The 10,130-nt window shown below is 68.5% G+C and carries 12 protein-coding genes; 6 read left to right on the forward strand and 6 right to left on the reverse strand.

All coding sequences use genetic code 11. The features are described from left to right. Positions 1-36: 36 nt before the first annotated feature. The 3 genes from CDN99_RS17380 (at position 37) to CDN99_RS17390 (ending at position 2,384) form a co-directional block, all read left to right on the forward strand. The gene (locus CDN99_RS17380) at positions 37-1,101 is read left to right on the forward strand and encodes a Gfo/Idh/MocA family protein (protein WP_158218870.1); all 1,065 of its coding nucleotides are present in this window, start codon (positions 37-39) and stop codon (positions 1,099-1,101) included. A 64-nt stretch (positions 1,102-1,165) separates the two neighbouring features. Beyond that, positions 1,166-1,687: a GNAT family N-acetyltransferase gene (locus CDN99_RS17385; RefSeq protein ID WP_088386131.1), complete on the forward strand. Its 522-nt coding sequence runs from the start codon at positions 1,166-1,168 to the stop codon at positions 1,685-1,687. 55 nt (positions 1,688-1,742) lie between these two features. Beyond that, positions 1,743-2,384, forward strand: a complete 642-nt coding sequence (locus CDN99_RS17390) for a glutathione S-transferase family protein (RefSeq protein ID WP_088386132.1) — start codon at positions 1,743-1,745, stop codon at positions 2,382-2,384. A gap of 34 nt (positions 2,385-2,418) precedes the next feature. Here the strand turns inward: CDN99_RS17390 and CDN99_RS17395 are convergent, their stop codons facing one another. The 3 genes from CDN99_RS17395 to CDN99_RS17405 form a co-directional block, all read right to left on the reverse strand. Next, positions 2,419-2,808, reverse strand: a complete 390-nt coding sequence (locus tag CDN99_RS17395) for a hypothetical protein (RefSeq protein ID WP_088386133.1) — start codon at positions 2,806-2,808, stop codon at positions 2,419-2,421. Positions 2,809-2,825: 17 nt separating this feature from the next. Then, the gene (locus tag CDN99_RS17400) at positions 2,826-3,542 is read right to left on the reverse strand and encodes a Bax inhibitor-1/YccA family protein (protein ID WP_088386134.1); all 717 of its coding nucleotides are present in this window, start codon (positions 3,540-3,542) and stop codon (positions 2,826-2,828) included. Between the two features lie 99 nt (positions 3,543-3,641). Continuing rightward, positions 3,642-4,580, reverse strand: coding sequence for a LysR family transcriptional regulator (locus tag CDN99_RS17405; protein WP_088386135.1), 939 nt, complete (start codon positions 4,578-4,580; stop codon positions 3,642-3,644). 269 nt (positions 4,581-4,849) lie between these two features. Here CDN99_RS17405 and CDN99_RS17410 point away from each other — a divergent pair, with 269 nt between their 5' ends. Continuing rightward, complete coding sequence (locus CDN99_RS17410; protein WP_088386136.1) at positions 4,850-5,056, forward strand: hypothetical protein; 207 nt, start codon at positions 4,850-4,852, stop codon at positions 5,054-5,056. A gap of 136 nt (positions 5,057-5,192) precedes the next feature. On the opposite strand, the gene CDN99_RS17415 is transcribed toward CDN99_RS17410, so the two are convergent. Beyond that, positions 5,193-6,413, reverse strand: coding sequence for a trans-sulfuration enzyme family protein (locus CDN99_RS17415; RefSeq protein WP_088386137.1), 1,221 nt, complete (start codon positions 6,411-6,413; stop codon positions 5,193-5,195). Then, positions 6,410-7,846 (reverse strand): pyridoxal-phosphate dependent enzyme, encoded by a 1,437-nt coding sequence (locus CDN99_RS17420; protein ID WP_088386138.1) that lies wholly within the window; start codon positions 7,844-7,846, stop codon positions 6,410-6,412. Before CDN99_RS17420 ends, CDN99_RS17415 begins: the two co-directional genes overlap by 4 nt. 635 nt (positions 7,847-8,481) lie before the next feature. Here CDN99_RS17420 and CDN99_RS17425 point away from each other — a divergent pair. Together CDN99_RS17425 and CDN99_RS17430 are read left to right on the forward strand one after the other, a co-directional pair. Continuing rightward, positions 8,482-8,697: a type II toxin-antitoxin system VapB family antitoxin gene (locus CDN99_RS17425; protein WP_238139566.1), complete on the forward strand. Its 216-nt coding sequence runs from the start codon at positions 8,482-8,484 to the stop codon at positions 8,695-8,697. Then, entirely contained in the window at positions 8,694-9,125 is a 432-nt protein-coding gene (locus CDN99_RS17430; RefSeq protein ID WP_238139567.1) for a type II toxin-antitoxin system VapC family toxin, read from the forward strand. Before CDN99_RS17425 ends, CDN99_RS17430 begins: the two co-directional genes overlap by 4 nt. On the opposite strand, the gene CDN99_RS17435 is transcribed toward CDN99_RS17430, so the two are convergent. Beyond that, positions 9,100-10,017 (reverse strand): ABC transporter permease, encoded by a 918-nt coding sequence (locus CDN99_RS17435; protein ID WP_088386140.1) that lies wholly within the window; start codon positions 10,015-10,017, stop codon positions 9,100-9,102. The two genes, CDN99_RS17430 and CDN99_RS17435, sit on opposite strands and share 26 nt — an antisense overlap. Between the last annotated feature and the right edge of the window lie 113 nt (positions 10,018-10,130).

The following is a 10,130-nucleotide window of genomic DNA, read 5'->3' on the forward strand; positions in this document are numbered from 1 at the left end:
GTCGCGCTCGCCGTCCTGTCCCGTTCCCGCGTCCCCATGTCCGACTCCACTTTCCAATGGGCCCTGATCGGGCCCGGCAGCATCGCGCATCGCTTCGCCGACGCGGTCGCCCGGCTCGACGGCTGCCGTCTGCACGCGGTCTGCGGCCGCGACGCGCATCGCACCCGGCAGTTCGCCGACCGCTGGTCGCGGCCCGGCGACGCCGCCGTGCTGGCCCACACCGATCCCGCGGCGGTCATGAGCGACCCCGCCGTCGACGGCGTGTACATCGCGACGCCGCACGGCCAGCATTTCGACTTCGCCCTGGCCGCGCTGCGCGCCGGCAAGGCGGTGCTATGCGAGAAGTCGCTGGTGCCGAATCTCGCGATGGGACAGCGCCTGGTGGAGGCCGCACGCGCGCATCGTGTGTTCCTGATGGAGGCGGTCTGGACGCGGTTCCTGCCGCTGTACCAGGACCTGGGCGCCTGGTTGCGCGAGGGGCGCGTCGGCGCGCTGCGCGGCATGCAGTCGACGTTCTGCTTCCCCGCGCCCTACGACCCCGACAGCCGCATCTTCAGCCCCGCGCTGGCGGGCGGCGCGCTGCTCGACGTAGGCATCTACAACCTGACCGCCACGCGCTGGGTGCTGCAGCATGCGGTGGGCGAGGTGCCGCCGCTGCGGGACCTGCAGGTCCATGCGAAGCTGGCGCCGACCGGCGTGGACGCGCGGCTGGCGGTGACGCTGGACTTCGGCGATGGACTGGTGTCGCAGTTCGTGTGTGGCATCGACGGCTACGCGCTCAACGCGATGCACATCGTCGGCGAGCACGGCGCGATCATCCTCCCCGAGACCTTCTGGGAAGCCACCCGCGCGCAACTGCTGCCGGCCCGCGGCACGCCCGAGACGATCGAGCGTCCTTTCGAGATCAACGGCTTCGAGAACGAGATCCGCGAGGCGATGCGCTGCACGCGCGCCGGTGAGATCGAGAGCCCGGTGGTCTCGCACGCGGAGACATTGGCGGTGCTGGGCTGGATGGACCGCATCCGCGCGCTGGCCGGCGTGAAGTACCCGTTCGACGACGATTTCCCCAGTCCCCTTCCCGGTCATCGCCCCGCCGATTGACCGGGCGGCGCCGCGAGACATGGCGCCGTGATCCCCTATCGATCAAGACAAGAAGAGAACGACGATGGACAACCTGCCCGAGACCCCCACGCTGACGCTCGTCCGCGCCGCGCCCGACGATCTGCCGCGCATCGAGAACCTGATGCAGTTCTACAACTACGACCTGAGCGAGTGGACGCCGGTCGCGTTCGCGCCGGAAGGGCGCTACCAGCTGCGACCGAAGGCGCCGTACTGGGCACAGCCGGGCGTGCATCCGTTCCTGATCTGGGTCGGCGACGAGCTGGCCGGCTTCGCGGTCGTGGATGACGAGTGCGAGTCGACCGACGCGGACCACAACATGGGCTACTTCTTCCTGGCGCGCGGCTATCGCGGTCACGGCCTCGCGGCGCGCGCGGCGGGCGAGGTGCTGAGCCGCTTCCCCGGCCGCTGGGAGGTCTATCACCTGATGGCCAACACACCGGCCGCGCAATTCTGGCCCGGCGTCATCCGCGCGCACGCCGTCGGCGACATCGCCCGCGAGGTGAGGACGCTGCACGGGGACGAGTGCTGCCTGTACCGATTCATCGTCGGCGTGTCGCCGGTTTGATCTCGGTATCCTTGCCGTTCGACGCTCCTTCACCGCTCACCGCAGAGGATCCGCCATGCAGCTCATCGGCATGCTCGACTCCCCCTACGTCCGCCGCACCGCGATCGCGATGCTGCTGCTCGGCCTGCGCTTTGAGCATCGGTCGCTCTCGGTGTTCCGGACCTTCGACGAGTTCAGCCGCATCAACCCGGTCGTCAAGGCACCGACCTTTGTCTGCGACGACGGCATGGTGCTGATGGATTCGACGCTGATCCTGCAGTACGCGCAGTCGCTGTCGCCAGGCCGCCCGCTGCTGCCGCCGAGCGACCCCGCCCTGCGGCGCGCGCTGCGCATCGTCGGCCTGGCGATGGCCGTCTGCGACAAGAGCGTGCAGGCCGTCTACGAGCAGCAATTGCGCCCGGACGACAAGCAGCACGCACCGTGGCTGACCCGCGTGACGGGACAGTTGGGCGCGGCGTTGATCGAGCTGGAGAAGGAGTTGCAGCGGGCGCCACTGTCGACCGAGCGCGACACGATCGGCCTGGCGGGCATCAGCGTCGGCGTGGCCTGGGAATTCGTTCGGCAGATGGTGCCGGAGCTGCTGCCGCCGGCGGATCAGCTGCAGACGCTGATCACCTACGCGACCGCGGTCGAGCAATTGCCGGAGTTCGGTGCCGCGCCTCACGGCGACGGCACCGTTCAGCCGGTGGGCGGCTGAATCCGGCTCAAGGGACGGCGAGACAAGCGCCCGTTCAGGCGAGGCGCGCTTCGGTGCGAGGCAGTGACTTGACCAGGTAGTGCAGCACGACGGCGATGCCCAGCAGCACCGTCAGCCCCACCGCCCACACGATCCAGACCACCGGCACCAGCCAGCCGACCGCCGCGCCCGCCATCGGGGCGCCGTTGCCGGCGATCTCCAGCAGCCACTGGACGAAGCCTTGCAGCATCGTCAGCAGGCCGGTGTCCAGGAAGGGCTCGACCCAGGCGGGGAACTTGAACTCGGTCGCGGCCTTGCCCAGTTCGACGGCCTGGCCGGTGGAAAGAGCCTCCACCGTCCAGCGCACCAGGGACGCCGCGGCCCAGGCCAGCCCGCTCCACAGGAGCGCGAACAGGCCGGCGACGGACCACAGGAAAGTTTTCATCGATTCGGTCCGGGCGATCAGTCGTCGCTGTTGCCGCCGGCGAAGCCGAAGATGCTCAGCAGGCTGGTGAACAGGTTGAACAGCGAGACGAACAGGCTGACCGTGGCCATCACGTAGTTCCGCTCGCCGCCGTTCACGATCATGCTGGTGTGGAACAGGATCATGCCCACCGACAGCAGCGCCACCACGCCCGACACCACCATGGACAGCAGCGGCATCTGGAAGAACAGATTGGCCAGCGACGCCAGGATCGCGATGATCATGCCGGCGAACAGGAAGCCGCCCATGAAGCTGAAGTCCTTCTTGGTGGCCAGCACGTAGGCGGACAGGACCAGGAAGGTGGCGCCGGTGGTGCCCAGGGCCATCGCGATCGTGGTCGCGCCGCCGGGCAGGTTCAGGATCGCGCTCAGCATCGGGCCGAGCGTGTAGCCCATGAAGCCGGTCAGCACGAACACCAGCGGCACGGACGCGGCGCTGTTCTGCGTCTTGTGGATCGCGAACAGCAGACCGAAGTAGCCCACCAGCGTCAGGATCATGCCGGCCGCGGGCAGCCGGAAGGCCACCGCCGCCGCCGCGACGGCGCCGCTGAACAGCAGCGTCATCGACAGCAGCGCGTACGTGTTGCGCAGCACGCGCGCGACGTCGGCGCGCTGGGAGAAGACGGCCTGGCCGTCGGAGGCGGACGCGGGCGTCCAGGCCGAGGGGGACGCCGGTTGTCGTTGGAAGTCGCTCATGACGGGTACTCCTTGAGCCGTTGGACAGGAGCGCGCTTGACGCGCGCATGAAGGGCGGACCTTAGCGCCGCCAGCCAATCCTAAAAACCTGCTATTTACTTAATTATTTGAAGTAATTTCCGATTCAGTCCGCACTTCGATGTCGTGGGGTGCGCGACGCTGCCCGAGCAGCTTGGCGACCAGCGGATGGTTCTGGCCGCGACGCGAATAGATCGCATGGACGTCCTCCATCACCTCGGTCTGGCCGAGCAAGTGCAGACCGGTCATCGACAGGTCGTCGCCGCCCAGGCGGCTGACCGGGAACACACCCAGGCCGCGGGCGGCGAAGACGCTCATCAGGGCGCTGTCCTCGAACTCGCCGACGATCTGCGGACGGATGTGGTGCTGTTCGAACCAGCGCTCGATCCCCGAGCGCAGCGACGCGTGGCGGGTGGGCAGCAGCACCGGCAGCGACTCGAGGTTGTAGGGGAAGCCCTTGTTGGGCGCGCGACGGGCGCGCTCGACCAGATCGGCCGTGCCATACCAGTCCACCGGCGTGCTCGCCAGCAACTGGCTGGTGATGCGAAGTGTCGGATTGACGGGGGCTGGTTGGTCAGTGAGCACTAAATCCAGATGATGGAGGGCGAGCTCGCCGAGCAGTTGGTCGACCTCTCCTTCATGGCAGATCAACCGCAGCTGCGGGGTGTCCAGCACCGGTGCCAGCAGGGCGTGGGCGGCCAGTTTGGAGAGCCCGTCCGACAGTCCCACCGACAACCGCTGCACGCGTTGCGTGGCGGCCTCGTGCACCTCGTTGGGCACCATCTGGCCGATCTGGAAGATCTCTTCGGCCCGCGCGAAGGCGGCCTGCCCGGCCTCCGTCAGCACCAGGCCGCGGCCCTCGGGCTTGAGCAATTGATGCCCCAGGGAGCGCTCCAGCTCGCGGACCTGCGCGCTGATCGTCTGCACCGCCATGCCGAGGCGATCGGCCGCGCGGGCGAAGCCGCCCTCCTTGGCGACGACCCAGAAGTAGTGCAGATGACGATAGTTGAGGACGGACATGGCAGGGCCTCTGTAAATAACGAACCTGGATGATAACCAACTTCGCTTAAACGGAAGTTAAGACGAGCTAGTTTAAGGTTTTTCCGTGCACATTGAAGGGATGGCGTGATTGCGTCGGCCTCCCCCTGAAATGGCTCCGCGGGTGTCTGGTGGTCGGACCCGCGTGCAGTCTGTGAGCTCATCGGTTCGGTTCATCGCGAGATCGATGCGTGACATCCTGCCGCTGTCTACAGTGCGCTCATCCCTGGATTTCCGCGAAGGAGTGCGTCATGGGCTTCATCGGCCTGATGTTCTGGTTGATCCTGTTCGTGCTGTGCTGGCCGCTGGCGCTGATGGCGCTGCTGATGTGGCCGCTGGTCTGGCTGCTGACCTTGCCGTTCCGGCTGATCGGGCTGAGCGTCGAGGCGGTGTTCGCGCTGCTCAAGGCGATCCTGTTCCTGCCGGCGCGGGTGCTGGGCTGGCGTCCGGCGCGCTGATCGGTGCCGGCTCGCCCGGGCGCCCAGACGTCCGTCCGACCGGCGCCGGGAATGCCTCGGAATCGGCACGCGCCGGCAGCCTCCCGGCCCCGGCGCGCGCATCAGCGGGAAATCAGCAGGAAAAACCCGGTCGCGATCAGATCGCGTCCAGGCCCGCCTGCAAGTCGTTGCGCAGGTCCTCGACGTCCTCGATGCCCGCGGAGATCCGCACCAGCGAATCGGTGATGCCCAGCCGCTCGCGCGTGGCCACCGGAATGGACGCGTGCGTCATCAGGGCCGGCAGGGAGATCAGGCTCTCGACGCCGCCCAGGCTTTCGGCCAGCGAGAAGATGCGCACCCGCTCCAGGAAGCGCCGGGCGCCGGCCAGGTCGGTGTCCAGCTGGACACTGATCATCCCGCCGCCGCCGCGCATCTGGCGCCGGGCGAGCGCCTGTTGCGGATGGCTTTCCAGGCCCGGGTAATGGACGCGGCGCACCTTGGGCTGCCCCTCCAGCCAGCGCGCGAGATCCAGCGCGCTCTCGTTGTGGCGCGCCATGCGCAGCGCCAGCGTCTTGAGCCCGCGCAGCGCGAGGAAGCTGTCGAACGGACCGGCGATCGAGCCGACCGCGTTGTGCAGGAACTCCAGTTGCTCGCGCAGCGCGGCCTGGCGCTGCTCGCCGCCGACGACGACCACGCCGGAGATCACGTCGCTGTGGCCGTTCAGGTACTTGGTCGCCGAATGCATCACCGCGTCGAAACCCAGTTCCAGCGGCCGCTGCGCCCACGGGCTGGCGAAGGTGTTGTCCGCGACGGCGAGCGCGCCATGCGCCCGCGCGATCTGCGCGACGGCGGCCAGATCGGTCAGCTTCAGCAACGGATTGCTGGGCGTCTCGATCCAGATCATCTTCGTCTCGGGACGCAGCGCCGCGCGCACCTGCTCCGGATCGCTGCTGTCGACGTAGGTGACCTGCAGTCCGGCGCTGCGCTTGCGCACGCGCTCGAACAACCGGTAGCTGCCGCCGTAGAGATCGTCCCCGGCGACGATGTGCGCGCCGGCGTCCAGCGTGTCCAGCACCGTCGCCATCGCCGCCAGCCCGGACGAGAAGGCGTAGCCCTGCACGCCGCCCTCCAGGCTCGCGACCGCCCGCTCATAGGCCTGGCGGGTCGGGTTGTGGGTGCGGCCGTACTCGTAGCCCTGGTGCACGCCGGGGCTCTGCTGGCGGTAGGTGGACGTCGCGTAGATCGGCGGCATCACGGCGCCGGTCAGCGGATCGGGATGTTGGCCGCCGTGGATCGCTCGCGTGTCGAAGCGCAGCGACGCGTCGTCGTGGCCGAGATCCTGGCCGTGGGAGGTGTCGTTCTTGGGGGACTGGCTCATGACAAGCCCTTTCGCAGGTGGTTCAACAGGTCGAATCGGGTCACCAGGCCGTAGAAGCCGCGGTCGTCGGCGATCACGGCGACCAGGCCCTTGCGCAGTTGCGCGATCAGGTCGGACAGCGGCGCGTTCGGCGGCAAGGTCTGCACATCATGGCTCATCGCGCTGTCGACGCTGTCCTTGAAGTGGCGCGCATCCATGTGCATCTGCGCCAGCAGGTCGGACTCGTCCAGCAGCCCGACCAGCCGGCCGCCCCGCAGCACCGGCAGCTGCGAGACCTCCGCCTGCCGCATGCGCGAGAAGGCGGTGGCCAGCGTGTCCTCCGGGCTGACGCTGACGACGGCGCCGTCCTCGGCGCGGCGCGCGATCAGGTCGCGCAGGTCGCCCTTGGTGGCGCGCTGGAGCAGGCCCTGGTCGAACATCCACGGGTCGTTGTAGACCTTCGAGAGATACCGGGTGCCGGTGTCGCAAACGAAGGTGACGACGCGTTTGGGCGTGGTCTGCGCGCGGCAGTACTTCAGCGCCGCGGCCAGCAGCGTGCCGGTCGAGGAGCCGGCCAGGATGCCCTCGGCCTTGTACAGGTCGCGGGCGGTGGCGAAGCTCTCCTGGTCGGTGATCGCATAGGCCTGCCTCACGCCGCCGAGGTCCGCGATCGGCGGCACGAAGTCCTCGCCGATGCCCTCGACGGCCCAGGAGCCGGCCTCGCCGTAGCTGCCGGTCTCGACATAGTCCTTGAGGATGGAGCCGGCCGGATCGGCCAGCACGACCTCCAGGCCCGGACGCACCTTCGCGAAAAAACGCGACAGGCCGGTCAGCGTGCCGCCGGAGCCGACGCCGCACACCAGCGCATCGATGCGGTGGCCGACCTGCTGCCAGATCTCCGGGCCGGTGGTGGTCTCGTGCGCGAGCGGGTTGTTGGGGTTGTTGAACTGGTCGGCGTACCAGGCGCCGGGAATGTCGGCGACCAGCCGCGCGGCGCGGTCCTGGTAGTAGTCGGGATGGCCCTTGCCGACGTCGGAGCGCGTGATGTGGACCTCGGCGCCGAGCGCCTTGAGCTGCAGCACTTTCTCCGCGGACATCTTGTCCGGCACGACCAGCGCGACGCGATAGCCCTTGGCCCGCGCGACCAGCGCCAGACCGAGCCCGGTGTTGCCCGCGGTCGCCTCGACGACGGTGCCGCCGGGCGGGAGCAGGCCGTCGCGCTCGGCGGCCTCGATCATGGACAGGCCGATGCGGTCCTTGATCGAGCCTCCAGGGTTCTGCGACTCCAGCTTGAGGAACAGCTGGCAGGGGCCGGTGTCGAGCCGGTTGACGGGCACCAGCGGCGTGTTGCCGATCAGGTCCAGCACCGCCGGCCGGTCGAGCCGCCGGGCGGCCGGGTTGGTGGCCGCGTCGACGGCGGGGTGGGCGGTGGAAGTCGTCTCCGTGGCACTCATGCGCGCTCCTTTGATCCTGGTGGGACGGGGGTCGGGGCGTCGCGGCCGGCGGGGTAGGCCGGACGCGAGCAAACCGCGCAGCGTATCGCCGGGAGCGGATGGCTCCAAGCGCGGTCTTCGCGGCAGCTTATCCGCGGATCGTCCATGCGGCCACGGGGGACGGGCATCGCCCCTTCGGCGGCGATGGGGACGCGCGATTCCCGCGCATGCATATGCCCATCCCTTCGTTCCGTCGACGGGGCTCGACGCCTAAGCTGACACCCATATCCTATGGAGGGCTGAAGACGACCCAGCAATGATCACCTTGTCATCCGATGCGAGCACGCCCCGGCTTCGGCCGGGGCGTTCCTACATCTGGGGTCGACCTTTCGCCGGCATGCCGGCCGCATCGCCCACCTGTCCTTCGCCAGTGTTCCGCCAGGCCCTGCGCTGGCGCCCGACGCGAGCGCGTCCACGCGTATCTGCGAGGCGGACTACGGAACTCGGTGGGGATGACTGGAAGATGAACTGAAACGTGCCGGTGACGGCGCAGGGGAAGCGGATCAATCTTGCGGCTTCGCGATCCGATGCGTGTGTCGAGTCACCGATCTGGTTTCGGTGGCGACGCTTCGGAGCGATTGCCGCAAAGGACAGTCATGATCGACCCAGCCCTCTTCCAACGCGCCTTGGCGGTGGCCGACGAGCCAATGGACGAGAAGAACCTCATCAACACCGCGCTCCGCGCATTCATCGCTCGACAAGCGCAGCTCCGGCTGGCCGAAATGGGAGGCATCGCGCCCGACCTCCCGGACATTCCGCGTCGTCGCCAGGAGCCGGCGGACCCGGAGGATCTGGAGGACCTTCAAGCATGAAAGTCGTCGTGGACACCTCGGTCTGGATCGACCACTTCCGTCGGCACAACCCCACCCTCCTCGATCTGCTCGAGACGAAAGTGGTCCTCGCCCATCCCATGATCCTTGGCGAGTTGCGCTGTGGCACGTTGCCTGCGCCACGTGCAAAGGCGCTCCGCGCGCTGGATGAGTTGGAATACAGCGCGCCCGTCAGCATTGATGAAGTCATCAGCCTGATCGAGGAGGAGCAGATCTTCGGCAAGGGGTGTGGGCTGGTCGACCTCTCGCTGCTGATGTCGACGCTCAAGACCCCGGGCGCACGACTATGGGCCTTCGACAGGCGGCTGCAGGCACTGGCGAAACGGCTCGGCGTCGCTCACGCCGAGCTGCCGCCAGCGATGAGTCAGCGGACGGCCCCCGAGGTCACCGCTGCATCCCCCATCGCCTGACCGTCACCCGCTCCACCGTGCTGAACACCAGCCGCTCGACCAGCCACCCGATCAGGATCACCAACGCCAGGCCGGCGAAGACCCGATCGGTCATCAGCTCGTTGCGGTTCTGGAAGATGTACCAGCCCAGCCCGCCCTGGCCCGACGAGGCACCGAAGAACAGCTCGGCCGCGATCAAGGTGCGCCACGCGAAGGCCCATCCCACGCGCAGGCCGGAGAGGATGGCCGGCAAGGCCGCCGGCAGCAGGATCTGCCACACATAACGCGGTCCCGTGAGGCCGTAGTTGCGGCCCGCCATGCGCAGCGTCTCCGGCACCGAGGCGAAGCCCGCGGAAGCCGCCAGCGCCAACGGCCACAACACCGCATGCACGAGCACGAAGATCAGGCTCGTCGCGCCCAGCCCGAACCACAGCAGCGCGAGCGGCAGCAACGCGATCGCGGGCAGCGGATTGAACATCGCCGTCAGGCTCGACAGCAGGTCGCGGCCCCAGCGTGACGACGTGGCCAGCGCGGTCAGGCCCAGCGCCAGCACGACGCCGAGCGCATACCCCTGCAGCAGCAACTTCAGCGACAGCGCTGCGCGCAGCAGCAACTCGCCGTTCACGAGGCCTTCCCACAGCGCGCGCGACGCGGCGGTGAACGTCGGCAGCAGCAGCTCGTTGTCGGCCAGACGGGCGGCGACTTCCCACAAGCCGGCCAGCAACACCAGCAGCAACGCCTGCCGCCAGGCGCTCGAATCCAGCAAGCGGCGCCACAGGCTCTTTGTCTCGGCCGGGGCCGGTGTGTAGGCCGCCAGCGGGACGTCGCGCTCGGCTCGCCGCGGCGGATCCTGAAGGCGGGGCGAGGTGGCGGCGGCGCCCCGAGGGCCGCCATGCCGTGCGGTAACGATCATCGGAACTCCCTTGTATCTTTGAAGTGCGTGTTCGGCAGTGCCGTCACGCCCGGACCTGTCAGGGTTCGGGGTTGGCCGCAGCATGTAGCCCGTCATCCCTCGGTGCCTCTCGA

Origin of the sequence: Roseateles aquatilis (assembly GCF_002205645.1) — a bacterium.
In the GTDB taxonomy this organism is placed as follows: Bacteria; Pseudomonadota; Gammaproteobacteria; order Burkholderiales; family Burkholderiaceae_C; genus Roseateles; species Roseateles aquatilis.